This is a genomic window from Pectobacterium betavasculorum (genome assembly GCF_000749845.1).
GTDB classification, from domain to species: domain Bacteria; phylum Pseudomonadota; class Gammaproteobacteria; order Enterobacterales; family Enterobacteriaceae; genus Pectobacterium; species Pectobacterium betavasculorum.
This window is the reverse complement of sequence record NZ_JQHM01000022.1, coordinates 1-18,237: the sequence shown is the minus strand read 5'-3', so window position 1 is coordinate 18,237 and position 18,237 is coordinate 1. Positions and strand designations below refer to the sequence as shown.

Genomic DNA, 18,237 nt, shown 5'->3' with positions numbered 1-18,237 from the left:
CTCCTGAAATTTTTTGTTGTACAGTAGTGTAAAGTAAATAGAACGGAACCGACATGGACACCTCAACTACGCCAACTCTCTCACAGCCTGGCGGCTCATTACCTCATCAGGATGATTCACTCTCTTCTGATAAAACCCTACAAACACAGTCAGTAAGCCATTCTCAACATCGAGCAAAACGTGCGGCATGGGGCAGTTTTGTTGGTGCCGTTGTCGATTGGTACGATTTTCTTCTGTACGGAATTGTTGCCGCTCTTGTATTTAATACCGAATTTTTCCCGCAGATCAGCCCGACAATGGGGACGTTGGCGGCATTTGGCACGTTCGGCGTTGGCTTCCTGTTCCGCCCGTTAGGCGGCATGGTGTTCGGTCACTTTGGTGACAAGCTGGGTCGTAAACGGATGTTGATGATTACGGTCTGGATGATGGGCATTTCCACTGCGCTGATTGGACTGTTGCCGTCGTTTGATTCTATTGGCTGGTGGGCACCAGTGCTGTTGGTCACGCTGCGGGCAATTCAGGGATTCGCAGTTGGTGGTGAATGGGGTGGGGCGGCGCTGTTGGCGGTAGAGAATGCGCCGAAGAAGAAGAAAGCCTTTTACAGCAGTGGCGTACAGGTTGGCTTTGGTGTCGGACTTTTACTGGCAACCGGGTCGGTGTCGGTGGTGAGCAATTTGACCACCAATGAGGAATTTACCACTTGGGGATGGCGTCTGCCGTTCTTATTCAGTCTGATTCTGGTTGCTATTGCCTGGTGGGTACGTAACGGGATGGATGAGTCTCAGGAGTTTGAGGCTAATAAAACACTGGGAGAAAGAGCAAACAAACTGCGTTCATTCCCCATTATGGAAGCACTGCGCCAGCATCCTAAAGCATTCTTGCTGATTATAGCGCTACGGCTTGGTGAGCTTTTGACGATGTATATCGTCACCGCATTTGCACTCAATTACTCCACCACTCATCTTGGGTTATCGCGCGATATCTTCCTGAACATCGGGCTGTTGGTGGGGGCGATCAGCTGTGTGTCTATTCCTTTTTTCGCCTATCTGGCGGATAGCTTTGGTCGTCGTCGTATCTATGTTACCGGTGCGCTCATTGGCGCGGTGAGTGCGGTGCCATTCTTTATGGCGCTGGAGAGCCACAATACGCTGATGATTCTGTTCTTTGCCATCATGCTGGCGAATGCTGCCCATGATATGATTGTTAGCGTACAGCAACCGATGTTTACTGAGCTATTTGGTACGGCATATCGCTATAGTGGGGCGGGTGTGGGTTACCAGGTTGCCAGCGTGGTCGGCGGCGGATTTACGCCTTTTATCGCGGTTCTGCTGGTGCAGTTTATGGATGGTTCATGGCACGCAGTGGCGGCCTATCTTGCCATTGGCTGTTTGCTGTCGGCGATTGTCGGGATGCGGATGAAAGCACCCGCAGACGATATGGTACCTCGCTAACTTCCTTATCTTGCCGATACAGATACACTATCTGTATCGGCGATATCTCTACTTTTTTGTTGTTATCTGAACCGATCAAGATCGCTCCGTTTCAGCCCGATATCCTTAAGCCCGTCATCGCTCATATTCCGCAGGATCTTCAGCGTTTGCGCTCTTACTCGCCAGGCTTTCCACAGGCGGTACGGCAAAATCAGCATTAGCCAAAACGGTGACTCGCGGAACGGTTTTTGTGATCGATTCTCATGAAATTCCATACTTTCCCCCTCGCCAGTGAATGATCGCTATGATGGGGCGAAAGGTATTTTCAATACAGACTCAAAAAATCCATTTTTTTAGCATACAGATTGTATGATATTGCATCTGAATGGTGATTTTTATTTGAATCTGTACTGGTTGTTGCTATGAATCATGATGAGGAACGATACTGATGACGCGCTATCAACATCTTGCAGGGCTGTTAGAGCAGCGGATCGAACAGGGCTTATATCAAAGTGGAGAACGCCTGCCTTCTGTTCGGGCACTCAGTTCAGAACATGGTGTGAGTATTAGCACTGTACAGCAAGCCTATCATCTGCTGGAAACCCGGCGGTTGATTATGCCACAGCCGCGTTCGGGATATTTTGTCACACCGCGCAAGGCAACGCCGCCCATACCTGCGCTAACGCGACCTGTTCAACGTCCGGTTGAAGTGACCCAATGGGATTCCGTGCTGGAGCTCTTTAATTCTCGCCTCAGTGCCACGGTATGTAATCTGGGGGGCGGTATGCCTGATGTGAACCAGTCGTCACTCAAGCCATTGTGGAAATCGATGAGTCGGCTTTGCCAGCGTCAGGATCCACGCGTGCTGAACTACGGTAACATGTATGGTGCCAGCGAACTGCGCGAACAGGTTGCGAGGATGGCACTGGACAGTGGTTGCCAACTAACCGAAGACGATATTGTTATCACGACAGGATGTCAGGAAGCGCTATTTGTTGCCGTACGGGCGATTTGCCAGGCGGGTGATATTGTCGCTGTGGAGTCGCCAACCTTTCCTGGGACACTGCAACTGCTACGTGGTCTGGGGATTAAGGTGATCGAAATTCCCACGGATGCCATTTCGGGTATCAGTCTGGAAGCATTAGCGCTGGCGCTTGAGCAGTGGCCGATCAAGGCACTTTTGCTGGTACCAAGCTGTAATAACCCGCTGGGTTTTTTCATGCAAGATGCGCGTAAAAAAGCGTTGCTGACGTTGGCGCAACAGTTCGATGTGGCGATTATTGAAGATGATGCTTACGGTGAATTGGCTTATGACTATCCGCGTCCGAGAACGTTAAAGTCACTCGATAGTGATGGGCGAGTGCTGCTATGCAGTTCATTTTCCAAAACGATTGCTCCTGGCCTGCGTGTTGGCTGGATAGCGCCGGGCCGCTATTTGGAACGTGTGCTGCACATGAAATATATCAGCACCGGCTATACCGTCAATCATACTCAGCTTGCCGCTGCCGAGTTTATCGCTCAGGGACATTATCAACCGCACATGCGGCGCATGCGCACAATTTATAAAGCCAACATGGATATGTTTACCTGCCAGGTCAGAGAGCATTTTCCCTGTGATATCTGTGTCAGCCGTCCTCAGGGTGGATTTCTGCTATGGGTTGAATTTCCGGAGTCGTTTGATGCTTTGCGTCTTAATGCCGCAGTACGTCTGTCTGGGATCCAGATTGCAGCAGGCTCACTCTTTTCGGCGGCGGGAAAATATCGCAACTGCATGCGTATGAATTATGCTTTACCGCTAACAGAGGAAACGCAACATGTTTTATCGGTTGTTGGTCATGTTGCGCAGCAACTGCTTGATGAGACGTAAACCTACCTTGATTGATGAGATCAGGTTTTTCATTCTCCGGACAAACAGAAGCATATTGTCAGGGAAGGGCCGATACGGGTAAGGATAAGCCCCGTATCGGCGGGTTGATGTGCAGAGCCGATAAGTAGCAAACGGCTCCGGTCAACAGGTTGAGTAACGTTCAGTCAGTCCTGCCAACGACGCTACTGTATTCTTCGTCGAAGGCCATGACGATAGGCCGAATGTCATGTTGCGCGGCGCTATCCTGAGAATAGTGCCTTGTGTGTAATTCTCATTCTGGCCTGCGAGCTGCTTCCCAAATCAAGCGTATCAACTCATGCCGATCGCTTAACATCCGCGACACGAGGGCTACCACGGTGCGAGGTGTCCCTGCGGGAACCTCATCACCGTGTTTCCCTCTCACTTCACGCTTAATTGACCACTATCAGGCGTATCGCCGTCTTATCTGCTCAGTAATTACCGGCCTAAATAGCCGTCCCAGTCTTTCCACACGGGTTGAAGACCTGCTCGTATGATGACCTGCGCCACGTCTTCAGGGCGCCGTGAATCATGCGGTGTGAACTGTTCCAATTCGGGATGATTGTCGGCATAGCCACCCGGCTGGGTTTTGGAAAATGCGCTGACATTGTTAATCGCAATAGGAATGGCATGATCGCGAAAGAAAGGCGACTCGCGCGTGGAAAGCGAGAGCTCAATATCCGGTGACAATAGTCTGAATGCACAAATCACCTGCATAAGCTGTGCTTCATCCATTAACGACGCTGGCTCAATACCACCCGCACAGGGGCGCAGGCGAGGGAACGAGATAGAGTAACGGCTCTGCCAGTAGTTCTGCTGTAAGTGCAGCAAGTGTTCCGCCACCATGTAGCAGTCGGTACGCCAGCTATTGGACAAGCCAATTAAAGCGCCCAACCCGATCTTGTCGATCCCCGCACGACCAAGCCGATCCGGCGTGGCAAGTCGCCAGTGGAAATCCTGCTTTTGTCCTTTTAGATGGTGCAACTGGTAGGTCGCTGGGTGATAGGTTTCCTGATAGACCATCACGCCATCCAGCCCTAGTGTTTTCAACTCGGCGTATTCGTCCTGCGATAGCGGCTGGACTTCGATCATTAATGAACTGAAGAGTGGTCGAATCAGCGGAAAGACGCGACGAAAATAATCCATTCCCACTTTGCGCTGATGTTCGCCGGTCACGAGCAGCAGGTGCTCAAACCCGAGTTCCTTGATCGCCGCGCATTCACGCAAGATTTCTTCATCATCCAACGTTTTTCGCTTGATGTGATTGCTCATCGAAAAGCCGCAGTAAGTGCAGTCGTTGGAACACAGATTGGACAGATATAACGGTAAATAAAAGCTAACCGTATTACCAAAACGCTGGCGGGTGAGTTGCTGTGCCCGCTGGGCTAGCGGTTCCAGATAGGCGCTGGCGGCAGGTGAAATGAGCGCCATAAAGTCGTCGCGCGTCAGGTGTGGAGCAGTAAGCGCTCGTTCAACATCACGTGCTGTTTTACCGTTGATGCGCAGCGTCAGGTCATCCCAGTCGAGTTGTTCCCAGACGGTTTGAAAATCGACGTTCATCGTTCCACTCCTCCCGTTTGTCGATGAAGAAAGCCGGTGAGTGGGCTGGTGGCGCTGGCGATAAACTGCTTACTTCCCAGCCCAGCCTGACGAGCAAGCCCACCTGCCTCGACCGCCAGTCGGAATGCGTGGGCCATTGCCACGGGATCGTGGGCAACGGCGATGGCCGTGTTGACCAGCACAGCATCGGCTCCCATTTCCAGCGCATCAGCCGCATGGCTGGGTGCGCCAATACCCGCATCGACAATCACCGGAATACGCGCCTGCTCGATGATGATGCGAAGGAAATCACGCGTTTGCAGCCCCTGATTGGATCCGATTGGCGCACCTAGCGGCATCACCGCTGCGCAGCCGACTTCTTCCAGCCGTTTGCACAGTACCGGGTCGGCACCGCAATAGGGCAGCACCGTGAATCCCTCTTTGATCAACTGCTCGGCAGCCTTCAGCGTTTCGATCGGGTCGGGCAGCAGGTATTTCACATCGGGGTGGATTTCTAGTTTCAACCAGTGAGTACCCAGCGCTTCACGCGCCAGTCGGGCAGCAAAAACAGCTTCGTCTGCGGTTTTGGCGCCTGACGTGTTTGGCAACAGCTTGATACCGAGCTGGCGTAGCGGGGCGAGAATGGCGTCGTTCCCGCCGTTCAGATCCACGCGCTTCATCGCCATGGTGACTAACTGTGAACCAGAAGCCTTAAGTGCCGCCAGCATCAGCTCTGGCGTGGCGAATTTCCCGGTGCCGGTCAGCAGCCGTGAAGTGAATATCGTATCGGCAATGTGCAGCATGTCATCCTCCCGCGATTGCCTGAAAAAGCAAAATATCATCACCCTCTTGTACCTGATGCTGTGACCAGGTCGCGTGTGGGATAATGGTCTGGTTGATGGCCAGCGCTGTGCCAGGCTGGAGCCGATTTATCTGGCTTAGCAGCGCCTCAACCGTGATGGCCTCTGGAAACTCAACGGATTCATCATTCAACGTGATTTTCATGTTACGTCCCCGCATACCGGGCAATCAGGTGCGCGCGTCAGTTGGAGTGTGTTCCAGCTCTGCTGTTTGCCATTGAACATTCTCAGCTTGCCGTCCAGTGAGGATGGCATGCCTGCCAGCAGCTTGATTGCCTCCAGCGTCTGAAGTGTGCCAATCACGCCGACTACCGGCCCCAGTACGCCCGCAGTACGACAGTTGCGCTGCGGTTCGGTTGTATCGGGATACAGGCAGGCGTAGCAGCCAGAGTGATAGGGCGGCGTGAAGACCGTAAGCTGGCCGCTGAAGCCGACGGCGCTACCGCTGATCAGCGACTTACCTGCATGCACACAGGCGGCGTTAACCGCATGGCGGGTTGTCATGTTGTCGCTGCAATCCAGCACCAGATCGACGCGGCTGACGGCGTCGTGTAACGCCTCACCACTTAGCCTTTCGGTGAGTGCGATTGCTTCCGAATACGGATTTAATGCCTGTAGCTGACGCTGTGCCAACACCGCTTTGGGTTTGTCGGTTTCGCGGGTGCGATACAGAATCTGGCGTTGCAGGTTGCTGATATGCAGTGAGTCATCGTCGGCAAGCAGTAGCGTGCCGACCCCGGCGGCGGACAGATAAAGTGAAGCGGGTGAGCCCAGCCCACCTAGCCCTACCAGCAGAACGCGGGCAGCTTTGAGTTTCTCCTGACCTTCTGGGCCAATATCTTCCAGCATCAGTTGACGGCTGTAGCGCATGAACTCGCTATCGCTTAGTCCCGCAGACGTTGGATGATGTTTCGTTACCATTTCATGCCTCCCGTCCTTCGATCATCTTGAGCAGCGTCGCAGTGGCCTGCTGCCAGTCTGGCGCCTGAGTAATGGCGCTGACGACGGCAATGCTGCCGACACCCGTTGCGAGTACCACAGGCACTCTGTTGATGCTGATCCCACCGATCGCCACGGTGGGAAAACGCTCTTGCAGATCGGCGATGTGTCGTGTCAGTTCGGCCAGCCCTTGCGGTGCGGAAGGCATGTCTTTGGTTTGCGTGGGGAAAATATGCCCAAGTGCGATGTAGGACGGGTTTATCGCTACTGCACGTGCCAGTTCACGATCGTCGTGTGTGGAGACACCTAAGCGCAGGCCTGTTTTTTTAATCGCAGCCAGATCGGCGGTATCCAGATCTTCCTGACCCAGATGTACGCCATATGCCCGATGCTTAACTGCCAATTTCCAGTAGTCATTGATGAAGAGCTGCGCCTGATAGCGCCGACCCAATGCGATCGCCTGGATCACATCGGTTTCGGCCTGATCATCTGACCTATCTTTGATTCTTAGCTGGATCGTTTTCACCCCAACGCTAAGTAGCCGTTCAATCCACTCCACGCTATCTACAACGGGATAGAGCCCCAGCCGCTGTGCCGTCGGGGCAAAAGGCGTCGAGTCCGTCATTTGCTTTCCTCGGTTTGCAGGCTGGTGGCGCTGTGATAAAGCTCGCTGCCGCGAGAACGGAACTCTTGCGACATCTGTGCCATACCCACTTCAACCGGTTTAGCTTCTGCTTCCTGTTTGGCAGCGTAGTCGCGCACTTCCTGTGAGATTTTCATTGAGCAGAACTTGGGGCCACACATGGAACAGAAGTGGGCGACTTTACCGGATTCTTGCGGCAGTGTTTCATCGTGGTAGGCACGCGCCGTTTGGGGATCGAGCGCCAGATTGAACTGATCTTCCCAGCGGAATTCGAAGCGCGCTTTCGACATCGCGTTATCACGGATCTGTGCGCCGGGATGGCCTTTCGCCAAATCGGCGGCGTGGGCAGCGATCTTGTAGGTAATCAGTCCTTGCTTGACGTCTTCTTTGTTCGGCAGGCCGAGATGCTCTTTTGGCGTCACGTAGCAGAGCATCGCACAGCCGAACCAGCCGATCATGGCGGCACCAATGCCAGAGGTAAAGTGATCGTAACCCGGTGCGATATCGGTAGTCAGAGGGCCGAGCGTATAGAACGGTGCTTCGTGACAGTGCTCCAGCTCTTCGGTCATGTTGCGGCGGATCATCTGCATCGGAACGTGACCGGGGCCTTCGATCATCACCTGTATGTCGTATTCCCAGGCAATTTTGGTCAACTCACCCAGCGTATGCAGCTCGGCAAACTGCGCTTCGTCATTGGCATCTTGAATGGAACCCGGGCGTAAGCCGTCGCCCAGCGACAGCGCGACATCATAAGCGGCGCAGATTTCACAAATTTCGCGGAAGTGTTCATACAGGAAGCTCTCTTTATGATGTGACAGGCACCACTTCGCCATGATGGAACCGCCGCGCGACACGATACCGGTCAGGCGTTTGGCCGTCATCGGCACATAGCGCAACAGCACGCCAGCATGGATGGTGAAATAGTCGACCCCTTGCTCGGCCTGTTCCAGCAGCGTATCGCGGAACATTTCCCAGTTCAGGTTTTCTGCCACGCCGTTCACTTTCTCCAGCGCCTGATAGATTGGCACTGTCCCGATTGGCACCGGACTGTTACGCAGAATCCACTCGCGAGTTTCGTGAATATAGCGCCCGGTCGAGAGATCCATCACCGTATCTGCGCCCCAACGGGTAGACCAGACCAGCTTTTCCACCTCTTCTTCGATGGAGGATGTCACGGCGGAGTTGCCGATATTGGCGTTAACCTTCACCAGAAAATTGCGACCGATGATCATCGGCTCTGATTCCGGGTGGTTGATGTTGGAAGGAATAATGGCACGTCCGGCTGCCACTTCCTGACGGACAAACTCTGGCGTGATGTTTTCCGGCAGTAGGGCACCGAAACTTTGCCCCGGATGCTGCTGGCGCAGCACTTCACCACGAATGCGTTCGCGTCCCATATTTTCGCGGATGGCGATAAATTCCATTTCGGGGGTAATTATCCCCTGTCGCGCATAGTGAAGCTGGGTGACGCGTTTGCCCGCTTTGGCACGTAGCGGTCGTGGCAAATGCTCAAAACGCAGATGATCCAGCCCCGAATCTGCCAGGCGCTGTTGGGTGAAATCGGAGCTGACGCCGGATAGCGCCTCGGTGTCGTGACGTTCTGCAATCCAACTGGCACGCAGCTTTGGTAGCCCAACGCGGACATCGGGTTGGGCGTCAGGATCGCCATAAGGCCCTGACGTATCGTAAACCGGGATCGGTTCATTGGGCTCGTATTGGGGATTGTCTTTACTGCCGCCGAGTAGCGTCGGGCTGAGCTGAATCTCCCGCATCGGTACGGCGATGTCGTCACGCGAGCCCGCAAGGTAAATGCGTTTAGAGTTGGGAAAGGCGGTTCCCTGTAAGGTTTCAATAAACTGCTGGGCGGCAGCGCGCTGTTCACGGCGACCCGATTTTGACGACACTGTTTTTATAGACAAGGGTTCTGTAGACATAGCAAGTTCCTGTAATACGTAAAGGGAAGATTGCTTGTCTGGAGCCGGAGGGAGTAATAATGATATTGAGCATCAGAGCAGGTATGTGGGAATACGCAGCCTTGGGCTCAATAGAGGTGCATTACTCTTGTTCCCTTCGCAGGTATTAACCCGATCAGGTTCCGCGGATCCCGAATTAACGGTCTCAGCCTGTGCGCTCATAGGTTTCGTAAAACGATTGATTTCGTAAAACGAAACACGAGCACGCTAGGCACTCCGACAAGATTTGCCCGTCTGTTAAACGGGTCAATAAAACCCCTACACTGTATGACGGCAAAACGCGGATGTCAAAGCGTGCCGATTTTGCCGATACAGCATGCGGTGATGTTCTTAAATAACGTTAAATGATGGCTAGTTATCGTAAACCTGCTTGATCATGTTGTCTTCTAACGTAAAACGCTCTTCCAATGCTTCGCCGACGCTGGAGAGTGCCTGTTGGAATTCGAGGCAGTTATCATGATCGATGGCGGCTGCCAGATGGCTATCGTAAAACGTCATGATTTGCTGCGTGTTATTTTGCAGGGCGAGGTCGAGTTGGGTGGAAAGTGCTAATACTTGTTCGCTGTGGGTTGCTGCTTCATGCAGCATTTTTTCGTATAAATGAAAGTGGCCAGTAGAAAGATAGTCCACCAGATTCTGGCAAAAGTTATCCAATGCTTCTTCATCCAAAAGAGAAAGCGCTTCCTTATTCGGCTTGATGCCAACCAGATGATAGTAAGCCACCAGAAGCTGCTTACGTGCTTGTAGCCATTGGTCGATTAACGCATTATTGCCACCAACGTATTCAGTCAGACTTTGTAGCTGGTTTAGCATTGTTGACTCCGTGAACGGTAAGAAATAACCGAAATCCCAGTTATAAAACTTATGTAATCACTCTGAATGTAAAATGCCAGTGAAGTGGCAGTGGAGCAATAAAAAGATATGGAACAGACGCTAAAAGGTGATGAAACCGGCTGGTGGGTCGTTAGCGATGCGGTACAAATCTGGATGCCCCAAGGAGAATTGCCGTACGGAACGGCTATAGCGTGGTCGTTGCAGGGGAAAGCGGCTCGCCACATCGGCGAATGGCAAGGGCAGCCTGTCTGGCTAGTGTGTCAGGGCCGGGATGCCGATATGGCATCAGTTCGCCAACTGCTCGATCAGGATGTGGGCTTATTCCAGTTAGCGGGGCGAGGTGTACAGTTGGCTGAGTTCTATCGCTCTCATCGTTTTTGCGGTTACTGCGGGCATGAAATGGTGCGAAGCAAGACAGAGCTGGCGTGTTTATGTCACCACTGCAAAGAGCGTTATTACCCGCAGATCGCGCCTTGCATCATTGTCGCGATTCGCCGTGGTGAGGAAATTTTGCTGGCGCAACACAATCGACATCGTGGAAATATGTACACCGTGCTGGCTGGGTTTGTAGAAGTCGGCGAAACGCTGGAGCAGACGGTCGTGCGTGAGGTAATGGAAGAGAGCCAAATTCAGATAAAAAACCTGCGTTACGTGAGTTCGCAGCCTTGGCCATTCCCTCATTCTTTGATGATGGCCTTTATGGCCGATTATGCCGGTGGAGAAGTCAAGCACGATCCGAAAGAGCTGCGTGACGCAGGCTGGTTCCGCTATGACCAACTCCCGCAGTTGCCTCCGCCGGGCACCGTGGCGCGTCGGCTTATCGAAGATACGGTGGTGTTGTGCCGCGCTTATCACGAGAACGAGGGCTGACGTGGTACTATTTGCGTCATGAATGGCTCGCGTACACCGCGCACCTGCGTCATAGCGTATCCGCTTCATAAAGCGTTCGCCTTATAACGCATCCGTTTCATCACATCTATCCGGTGTAGAACCGCCGTGAGGTTGAAAGGAAAAGAACATGACCTACCTGAAAAACGATCGCTATTTGCGGGCGTTATTGCGCCAACCTGTTGATGTCACTCCAGTGTGGATGATGCGTCAGGCGGGGCGTTATCTGCCGGAATATAAGGCAACGCGCGCACAGGCTGGTGATTTTATGTCGCTGTGTAAAAACGCAGAGCTAGCTTGTGAAGTCACGTTACAACCTTTACGACGTTATGCGTTGGATGCAGCGATCCTGTTCTCCGATATCCTGACCATCCCTGATGCGATGGGCTTAGGTCTCTATTTTGAAGCAGGCGAAGGCCCACGCTTTAGTTCTCCCATCACGTCTCATGCCGATGTGGTCAACCTGCCGGTTCCCGATCCAGAGCAGGAACTCGGTTATGTGATGAACGCGGTGCGGACGATCCGTAAAAATCTTGCCGGGGAAGTGCCGCTGATTGGCTTCTCGGGTAGCCCGTGGACGCTGGCAACCTATATGGTTGAAGGCGGTAGCAGCAAAGCGTTTACCATCATTAAGAAAATGATGTTCGCTGAGCCTAAAACGCTGCACCTGTTGCTGGATAAGCTGGCTGATAGCGTCATTCTTTATCTCAATGCGCAGATTCGTGCAGGCGCGCAGGCGGTAATGGTATTCGATACCTGGGGCGGTGCATTGAGTGGACGTGACTACAAAGAATTCTCTCTGCATTACATGCATAAGATCGTTGATGGTTTACAGCGTGAGAATGAAGGGCGCCGTGTGCCAGTGACGCTCTTTACCAAAGGCGGAGGTCAGTGGCTGGAGGCGATAGCAGCAACAGGCTGTGACGCTCTGGGGCTGGACTGGACGAGTGATATTGCCGATGCGCGTCGTCGCGTCGGTGACAAAGTGGCGCTACAGGGAAATATGGATCCCTCAATGCTGTATGCCGATCCGGCACGGATCGAACAGGAAGTTGCATCGATCCTCGCTGGGTTTGGGCAAGGCAACGGACATGTTTTCAATCTGGGGCATGGCATTCATCAGGACGTGCCGCCGGAGCACGCGGGCGTTTTTGTTGAGGCGGTGCATCGGTTGTCCCGTGCTTATCACGCATGATTCACTGGAGGTGATGTGATTGATACACAACGGCTGCGAGCAGAGCAGTTGGCTCGCGCTTCTGATGTGATTCGGCACGACGATTTACCTTTTGAACAGCCTGCGTTTATCGCGGGTGCGGATGTTGGCTTTGAACAAGAAGGTTCGGTAACTCGCGCCGCCATTGCGGTAATGCGCTATCCTTCGTTAGAGCTGGTAGAATACAAGATTGCGCGTATAAGCACGACGATGCCCTATATCCCCGGTTTTCTTTCGTTTCGTGAGTGCCCTGGGCTGTTAGCCGCATGGGCGTTGCTTGAACAGAAGCCGGATCTGTTGTTTGTCGACGGGCATGGGATTTCTCACCCGCGCCGTCTCGGCGTTGCCAGCCATTTTGGTTTGCTAGTTGGTGTTCCGACGATTGGCGTGGCGAAAAGTCGGCTTTGCGGTCGGTTTGAGCCGTTAGCGGATATCGCCGGTAGCCAGCAGCCGTTGTTGGATAAGGGCGAGCAGATTGGTTGGGTATGGCGCAGCAAAGCGCGCTGTAATCCGCTATTTGTGGCGACGGGGCATCGAGTCAGTCAGGATAGTGCATTGCACTGGGTACAATCTTGTATGCGCGGCTACCGTTTACCGGAGCCGACTCGTTGGGCTGATGCTGTCGCATCAAATCGTCCCGCATTTGTGCGTTGGCAACGGCAGCAAGCCGCTAACGTATTGTCGTAAAACTTTAGGAATTCAGGCATAGGGCGTCACTGAGATTTCAGTTACACTGCCGTCCGTCGCCGTTAATGAGCATAAAAATGTTACGTAACCCCATTCATTTACGTCTGGAAAAGCTGGCGAGCTGGCAACATGTCACTTTCATGGCATGTCTTTGTGAACGTATGTATCCAAATTACCACGAGTTTTGTCGTCAAACAGAATTCGGCGACGCGATGGTTTACCGCCGCATTCTCGATCTGGTATGGGAAACATTGGTTGTTAAAGATGCGAAGGTCAATTTCGATAGCCAACTGGAAAAGCTGGAAGAAGCGATTCCCGCTGCGGAAGATTACGATCTTTACGGTGTCTACCCGGCTATTGATGCCTGTATCGCACTGGGCGAGCTGATTCATTCGCGCTTAAGCGGTGAAACGCTGGAACATGCGATAGCCATTAGCGAAGCGTCTATCCGTACGGTTGCTATGCTTGAAATGACGCAGGCTGGCAAAGAAATGACCGACGATGAGCTAAAGGTTTTACCTGCGATTGAAGAAGAATGGGATATCCAATGGGAGATTTTCCGCCTGTTGGCGGCCTGTGAAGAACGTGATATTGAGCTGATAAAAGGGCTCCGTTCCGATTTGCGCGAGGCCGGAAGTAGTAACATCGGGATAAATTTGCATCAATAACGCGATAAAACGTGATTTAAGGCCTGAAATGGCCTGCCTTAAGGCTTCCCATCCGCACCCTGTCTGGTCTACATTTGGGGGGCGTAAAAAAAGTGGCTGTCGGTGCGTGTATGCAGGAGAGTGCTATTACACCCTAAAACGGGAAAGGGCATATCCGTCGCACTCGATGCTTAGCAAGCGATAAACACACTGTAAGGATAACTTATGAATAAGACTCAACTGATTGATGTAATTGCGGACAAAGCTGATCTGTCAAAAGCACAGGCTAAAGCAGCTCTGGAATCAACTTTGGCGGCAATTACCGAGTCTCTGAAAGAAGGTGATGCAGTACAATTAGTTGGTTTTGGTACGTTTAAAGTCAACCATCGTAATGAGCGCACTGGCCGCAACCCACAAACCGGTAAAGAAATCAAAATTGCTGCTGCCAATGTGCCAGCGTTTGTTTCTGGCAAGGCTCTGAAAGACGCTGTTAAATAAGCCTATGCTGGTTAAAAGTTTAAGCAGAGGGGCGATTTCGCCCCTTTTGCTTTTACGACGTTTGTGTGGCGCAGGTCTCGTACTTACTGCCGTAGTGGCCTGTAGTAGCCGCACCGCACCGCCGGAAGTTTTCTCCAGCGGTTACGTTGCCGATCGCGGCATCGTGCGTTTGTGGCGTAAAGATGATGCGCATAATACGACGGCGCTGACCACCGTATATAACCCGCTTCAGGATAATGCTCTGGTGGTAACTCGCTATACGTTCCAGCAGGATAAGCTACGCGAGATACAGCGTAACCAGCTCGGGACGCAAAAAGAAGATATGCGTTTGCGATTTGCAGAAGATGGAACTGTCAGCTTTATGCAGCGGCAGCTTGCCGAAAGACGTGAATCGGTTTCCGATGATGATGTCGCGCTCTATCAGTTTGATGCTAAACGCATGCTGGAATTGAGTGATGTCCTACGTGCAGGCAAGGTGATGCTGAAGCAAGGGAAATGGCTGGAAGGGCAGGTTCAGTCTTGCGATGGTAGGGTCGTTCGCCCTGATTTTGATAGCGATTCGCGCGAATGGATTGCGCAGCAAAAATCGCATGCAACGCGCCCGCTAAATGTAGCGTGGCTGGAAGCACCAGAAGGGACGCAGTTATTGCTGGTGGTGGAAGATGATGTCTGCCAGTGGCAGCCTAAATAGCCATTAGCTATAAAAAACCCGGATTTCTCCGGGCTTCAGTATTTATCAGACAATCGTTATCGAACCATCGCTTATCAGGCTTGCTCGCGCTCAATGGCACGATAGCCGATATCTTTGCGGCAGAATACTCCTTGCCACTGAATACCTGCTGCTATTTCATAAGCGCGCTGTTGCGCTTCAGCCACGGTATTACCTAATGCTGTGACGCACAGTACTCGCCCGCCGTTGGTAACGACATTAATCCCATTCAGTTTGGTGCCAGCATGGAAGACCTTGCCATCTTCGGCATCCTGTTGCGGTAAACCAGAAATAACATCACCCGTATTGTAATCAGCCGGATAACCACCTGCCGCCAATACCACGCCCAGAGACGGACGCTCATCCCAGACTGAGTCTTTCTGATCCAGCGTGCCGTCACAGGCTGCCAGACACAGTTCCACCAGATCGGAGCGCAGGCGCAGCATAATTGGCTGTGTTTCTGGATCGCCAAAGCGACAGTTGAATTCGATCACTTTTGGCTGGCCATCGGCAGAAATCATCAGACCGGCATACAGGAAGCCGACATAGGTATTTCCCTCGGCTGCCATGCCGTTCACGGTCGGCCAAATCACCTGATCCATCACTCGCTGGTGGATTTCATCGGTCACGACCGGAGCTGGCGAATAAGCGCCCATACCACCGGTATTCGGGCCCGTATCTTTATCCCCAACGCGTTTATGATCCTGACTGGTTGCCATCGGCAGCACGTTCTTGCCATCCACCATAACGATGAAGCTGGCTTCTTCACCATCAAGGAACTCTTCCACCACGATACGGTGTCCAGCATCGCCGAATGCATTACCTGCCAGCATATCCTGAATGGCGTTTTCTGCTTCTTGCAACGTCATCGCGACAATCACGCCCTTACCAGCGGCTAATCCATCTGCCTTGATGACGATAGGTGCACCTTTGCTGCGTACATAGGCCAGTGCCGGTTCCACTTCTGTGAAATTCTGGTATTCCGCCGACGGGATGTTATGGCGTGCCAGAAAATCTTTAGTAAAGGCTTTCGAGCCTTCTAATTGCGCAGCGGCCTGCGACGGGCCAAAGATTTTTAGACCTGCACTCTGAAACGCATCCACAACACCAATCACTAACGGTGTTTCTGGGCCAACGATGGTTAAATCGATGTGGTTTTCCTGAGCAAAGGCGACTAACGCTGGAACATCGGTTGCGGCGATATCGACGTTGGTCAACGCGGGCTCAAGCGCAGTGCCCGCGTTTCCTGGAGCAACATAAACCTGCTTCGCCAGCGGTGATTGTGAGGCTTTCCAGGCTAGCGCGTGCTCGCGTCCGCCATTACCAATTACTAAAATGTTCATTTCAGTCAGCTCCAGAATTAATGGCGGAAGTGGCGCATGTCGGTAAAGATCATCGCAATGCCGTGTTCGTTGGCGGCAGCAATGACTTCATCATCACGAATCGACCCGCCCGGTTGGATCACACAGGTAATGCCAACGGCTGCGGCAGCATCAATACCATCACGGAATGGGAAGAATGCATCAGAGGCCATGGCGGAACCTTTGACTTCCAGCCCTTCATCGCCCGCTTTGATACCGGCGATTTTCGCTGAGTAAACGCGGCTCATCTGGCCAGCGCCTATCCCGATGGTCATGTTGTCGCGTGCGTACACAATCGCATTGGATTTAACGAACTTAGCCACTTTCCAGCAGAAGAGCGCATCGCGTAATTCCTGTTCGCTCGGCTGGCGTTCGGTCATAACACGCAGTTGAGACGCATCGACCATACCTAAATCGCGATCCTGTACCAGCAAACCGCCGTTGACGCGTTTGAAGTCCAGAGCCGGAACGCGTTGCTGCCAGCTACCACTGGTCAGGACGCGTACGTTTTGTTTGGCTGCGGTCACCTTCAATGCGGCATCACTGGCGGATGGCGCAATAATGACTTCGACAAACTGACGGCTGATGATGGCCTGTGCAGTTTCTTCATCCAGCTCGCGGTTGAAAGCGATAATGCCGCCGAATGCGGATGTTGGGTCAGTTTTGTAGGCGCGCTCGTAGGCATCAAGAATTGAGCCGCCAATTGCTACGCCGCACGGATTCGCGTGTTTAACGATAACACAGGCTGGTTCGGCAAATTCTTTCACACATTCCAGCGCCGCATCGGTATCGGCGATGTTGTTATAAGACAGCGCTTTGCCTTGTAACTGTATAGCGGTGGCGACAGAGGCCTCGTGAATATTCTCTTCTATATAGAAGGCAGCTTGCTGATGACTGTTCTCGCCGTAACGCATGTCCTGCTTTTTGATGTAGTTCAGGTTCAACGTGCGCGGGAAGTGGCCCGATGGCTTATCGGTATCACCGTGGTAAGGTGGAACCAGTGCGCCAAAGTAGTTGGCAATCATACTGTCGTAAGCGGCAGTGTGTTCGAAGGCTTTGATCGCTAAATCGAAACGGGTTTCGTAAGTCAGTGAACCTTCGTTGGCATCGATTTCATTAATGATGGCGCTGTAGTCGCTGTTCTTGACCACGATAGCCACATCTTTATGGTTCTTGGCGGCGGAGCGAACCATCGTCGGGCCACCGATATCGATATTCTCAACCGCATCTTCTAATGTGCAGTTCTCACTGGCGACGGTCTGAGCGAACGGATACAGATTCACAACGACGATATCAATGGGTTTGATATCGTGCTGCGCCATGATCGCATCATCTTGATCGCGCCGTCCCAGAATGCCGCCGTGTACTTTCGGGTGCAGGGTCTTTACACGCCCATCCATCATTTCCGGGAAACCGGTGTAGTCAGAGACTTCAGTCACAGCTAAGCCAGCATCGGCCAGCAAACGGGCGGTTCCACCCGTTGAAAGGAGCTCGACGCCACGGTGGGACAGAGCTTGAGCAAATTCGACAATACCTGCTTTGTCAGAAACGCTGAGCAGAGCGCGGCGAATTGGACGGCGTTGTTGCATGATGATGTTATCCCCTGGATTTGGGTAGTCAGTAAAGAACGGTATGTGAATATCGTCTTTGTCAGAGCAATAATTGCGGAATAAAGAGAAATATTCAGTTAGCGTTCGCAAAAATACGACGATTTTGAACGGGGTGAATTGTAGCGAAAACGTTTGCGTGATGCTCGTCAATTTTTGAGTAGAATGCTTTCTGTGGATAAGTTTGTGCAAAAATAGGTATAAGGTGGGTTTTTGCTGTGTAATGCAGCAAACAGTCATTTTTCTTTAAAATACCTATTGTCAGTGGCCGAGAAGTCCCTATAATGCGCCTCCATCGACACGGCGCTGTGACTCACAACCGGGGCGATAAAGAAAGAGAAAACGCTTTAAAATAAACGTTGACTCTAAAGGTGATTAGCGTAATATACGCCACCTTGCGAAGCGGATAAGACCGCAACGCACTGCTCTTTAACAATATAATCAGACAATCTGTGTGGGCACTCACAAGACCGTATCTTAACGATATAAAAAGTCTTGAAGAGTGAACAACAGTGAAATTCATT

The 18,237-nt window shown here is 52.3% G+C and carries 18 protein-coding genes and 1 riboswitch; of the genes, 8 read left to right on the top strand and 10 right to left on the bottom strand.

Features of this window, described 5'->3' with window-relative positions; translation table 11 throughout:
* Positions 1–53 precede the first annotated feature (53 nt).
* Positions 54–1,451: a shikimate transporter gene (gene shiA, locus KP22_RS20040; RefSeq protein WP_039308695.1), complete on the top strand. Its 1,398-nt coding sequence runs from the start codon at positions 54–56 to the stop codon at positions 1,449–1,451.
* Positions 1,452–1,513: 62 nt separating this feature from the next.
* On the opposite strand, the gene KP22_RS20035 is transcribed toward shiA, so the two are convergent.
* Complete coding sequence (locus KP22_RS20035) at positions 1,514–1,705, bottom strand: DUF1127 domain-containing protein (protein WP_039308693.1); 192 nt, start codon at positions 1,703–1,705, stop codon at positions 1,514–1,516.
* A gap of 173 nt (positions 1,706–1,878) precedes the next feature.
* On the opposite strand from KP22_RS20035, the gene KP22_RS20030 reads away from it, so the two are divergent.
* Entirely contained in the window at positions 1,879–3,297 is a 1,419-nt protein-coding gene (locus tag KP22_RS20030; protein ID WP_039308691.1) for an aminotransferase-like domain-containing protein, read from the top strand.
* Between the two features lie 456 nt (positions 3,298–3,753).
* Here KP22_RS20030 and thiH read toward each other — a convergent pair whose 3' ends face one another.
* The 7 genes from thiH to KP22_RS19995 form a co-directional block, all read right to left on the bottom strand.
* Positions 3,754–4,875 (bottom strand): 2-iminoacetate synthase ThiH, encoded by a 1,122-nt coding sequence (gene thiH / locus KP22_RS20025; RefSeq protein ID WP_039308689.1) that lies wholly within the window; start codon positions 4,873–4,875, stop codon positions 3,754–3,756.
* Positions 4,872–5,657 carry a thiazole synthase gene (locus tag KP22_RS20020; protein ID WP_039308686.1) on the bottom strand — a complete coding sequence of 262 codons (786 nt, stop codon included), beginning with the start codon at positions 5,655–5,657 and terminating at the stop codon, positions 4,872–4,874. The genes thiH and KP22_RS20020 overlap by 4 nt, the downstream gene beginning before the upstream one ends.
* 1 nt (position 5,658) lies before the next feature.
* A complete protein-coding gene (thiS, locus tag KP22_RS20015; RefSeq protein ID WP_039308683.1) occupies positions 5,659–5,859 on the bottom strand; it encodes a sulfur carrier protein ThiS in 201 nt (66 codons plus the stop codon).
* Positions 5,856–6,635 (bottom strand): HesA/MoeB/ThiF family protein, encoded by a 780-nt coding sequence (locus KP22_RS20010; RefSeq protein WP_039308681.1) that lies wholly within the window; start codon positions 6,633–6,635, stop codon positions 5,856–5,858. Before KP22_RS20010 ends, thiS begins: the two co-directional genes overlap by 4 nt.
* A gap of 1 nt (position 6,636) precedes the next feature.
* Positions 6,637–7,278 (bottom strand): thiamine phosphate synthase, encoded by a 642-nt coding sequence (gene thiE / locus KP22_RS20005; RefSeq protein ID WP_039326007.1) that lies wholly within the window; start codon positions 7,276–7,278, stop codon positions 6,637–6,639.
* The gene (gene thiC / locus KP22_RS20000) at positions 7,275–9,230 is read right to left on the bottom strand and encodes a phosphomethylpyrimidine synthase ThiC (protein WP_039326005.1); all 1,956 of its coding nucleotides are present in this window, start codon (positions 9,228–9,230) and stop codon (positions 7,275–7,277) included. Before thiC ends, thiE begins: the two co-directional genes overlap by 4 nt.
* A 114-nt stretch (positions 9,231–9,344) precedes the next feature.
* Positions 9,345–9,498: riboswitch (TPP riboswitch) on the bottom strand.
* A gap of 122 nt (positions 9,499–9,620) precedes the next feature.
* Positions 9,621–10,082, bottom strand: a complete 462-nt coding sequence (locus KP22_RS19995; protein WP_039308674.1) for an Rsd/AlgQ family anti-sigma factor — start codon at positions 10,080–10,082, stop codon at positions 9,621–9,623.
* A gap of 108 nt (positions 10,083–10,190) precedes the next feature.
* Here KP22_RS19995 and nudC point away from each other — a divergent pair, with 108 nt between their 5' ends.
* From nudC to KP22_RS19965, 6 genes are all read left to right on the top strand, one after another.
* Positions 10,191–10,973, top strand: coding sequence for an NAD(+) diphosphatase (gene nudC / locus KP22_RS19990; protein WP_039308672.1), 783 nt, complete (start codon positions 10,191–10,193; stop codon positions 10,971–10,973).
* A gap of 148 nt (positions 10,974–11,121) precedes the next feature.
* On the top strand, positions 11,122–12,186 hold the full coding sequence (hemE, locus tag KP22_RS19985; RefSeq protein ID WP_039308669.1) for a uroporphyrinogen decarboxylase: 1,065 nt from the start codon (positions 11,122–11,124) through the stop codon (positions 12,184–12,186).
* Between the two features lie 15 nt (positions 12,187–12,201).
* Complete coding sequence (gene nfi / locus KP22_RS19980; RefSeq protein ID WP_039326002.1) at positions 12,202–12,891, top strand: deoxyribonuclease V; 690 nt, start codon at positions 12,202–12,204, stop codon at positions 12,889–12,891.
* A 77-nt stretch (positions 12,892–12,968) separates the two neighbouring features.
* The gene (locus KP22_RS19975) at positions 12,969–13,559 is read left to right on the top strand and encodes a YjaG family protein (RefSeq protein ID WP_039308665.1); all 591 of its coding nucleotides are present in this window, start codon (positions 12,969–12,971) and stop codon (positions 13,557–13,559) included.
* Positions 13,560–13,763: 204 nt separating this feature from the next.
* Positions 13,764–14,036, top strand: coding sequence for a nucleoid-associated protein HU-alpha (gene hupA, locus KP22_RS19970; protein ID WP_005970302.1), 273 nt, complete (start codon positions 13,764–13,766; stop codon positions 14,034–14,036).
* Positions 14,037–14,040: 4 nt separating this feature from the next.
* Positions 14,041–14,727 carry a DUF1481 domain-containing protein gene (locus KP22_RS19965; protein WP_039326000.1) on the top strand — a complete coding sequence of 229 codons (687 nt, stop codon included), beginning with the start codon at positions 14,041–14,043 and terminating at the stop codon, positions 14,725–14,727.
* Positions 14,728–14,801: 74 nt separating this feature from the next.
* Here KP22_RS19965 and purD read toward each other — a convergent pair whose 3' ends face one another.
* Positions 14,802–16,088: a phosphoribosylamine--glycine ligase gene (gene purD, locus KP22_RS19960; protein WP_039325998.1), complete on the bottom strand. Its 1,287-nt coding sequence runs from the start codon at positions 16,086–16,088 to the stop codon at positions 14,802–14,804.
* Positions 16,089–16,105: 17 nt separating this feature from the next.
* A complete protein-coding gene (purH, locus tag KP22_RS19955; protein WP_039325997.1) occupies positions 16,106–17,695 on the bottom strand; it encodes a bifunctional phosphoribosylaminoimidazolecarboxamide formyltransferase/IMP cyclohydrolase in 1,590 nt (529 codons plus the stop codon).
* Between the last annotated feature and the right edge of the window lie 542 nt (positions 17,696–18,237).

Bases quoted from the DNA above. Each gene is read 5' to 3' on its own strand.
- shiA (WP_039308695.1), top strand. From the start codon at position 54: ATGGACACCTCAACTACGCCAACTCTCTCACAGCCTGGCGGCTCATTA.
- KP22_RS20035 (WP_039308693.1), bottom strand. From the start codon at position 1,705: ATGGAATTTCATGAGAATCGATCACAAAAACCGTTCCGCGAGTCACCG.
- KP22_RS20030 (WP_039308691.1), top strand. From the start codon at position 1,879: ATGACGCGCTATCAACATCTTGCAGGGCTGTTAGAGCAGCGGATCGAA.
- thiH (WP_039308689.1), bottom strand. From the start codon at position 4,875: ATGAACGTCGATTTTCAAACCGTCTGGGAACAACTCGACTGGGATGAC.
- KP22_RS20020 (WP_039308686.1), bottom strand. From the start codon at position 5,657: ATGCTGCACATTGCCGATACGATATTCACTTCACGGCTGCTGACCGGC.
- thiS (WP_039308683.1), bottom strand. From the start codon at position 5,859: ATGAAAATCACGTTGAATGATGAATCCGTTGAGTTTCCAGAGGCCATC.
- KP22_RS20010 (WP_039308681.1), bottom strand. From the start codon at position 6,635: ATGGTAACGAAACATCATCCAACGTCTGCGGGACTAAGCGATAGCGAG.
- thiE (WP_039326007.1), bottom strand. From the start codon at position 7,278: ATGACGGACTCGACGCCTTTTGCCCCGACGGCACAGCGGCTGGGGCTC.
- thiC (WP_039326005.1), bottom strand. From the start codon at position 9,230: ATGTCTACAGAACCCTTGTCTATAAAAACAGTGTCGTCAAAATCGGGT.
- KP22_RS19995 (WP_039308674.1), bottom strand. From the start codon at position 10,082: ATGCTAAACCAGCTACAAAGTCTGACTGAATACGTTGGTGGCAATAAT.
- nudC (WP_039308672.1), top strand. From the start codon at position 10,191: ATGGAACAGACGCTAAAAGGTGATGAAACCGGCTGGTGGGTCGTTAGC.
- hemE (WP_039308669.1), top strand. From the start codon at position 11,122: ATGACCTACCTGAAAAACGATCGCTATTTGCGGGCGTTATTGCGCCAA.
- KP22_RS19975 (WP_039308665.1), top strand. From the start codon at position 12,969: ATGTTACGTAACCCCATTCATTTACGTCTGGAAAAGCTGGCGAGCTGG.
- hupA (WP_005970302.1), top strand. From the start codon at position 13,764: ATGAATAAGACTCAACTGATTGATGTAATTGCGGACAAAGCTGATCTG.
- KP22_RS19965 (WP_039326000.1), top strand. From the start codon at position 14,041: ATGCTGGTTAAAAGTTTAAGCAGAGGGGCGATTTCGCCCCTTTTGCTT.
- purD (WP_039325998.1), bottom strand. From the start codon at position 16,088: ATGAACATTTTAGTAATTGGTAATGGCGGACGCGAGCACGCGCTAGCC.
- purH (WP_039325997.1), bottom strand. From the start codon at position 17,695: ATGCAACAACGCCGTCCAATTCGCCGCGCTCTGCTCAGCGTTTCTGAC.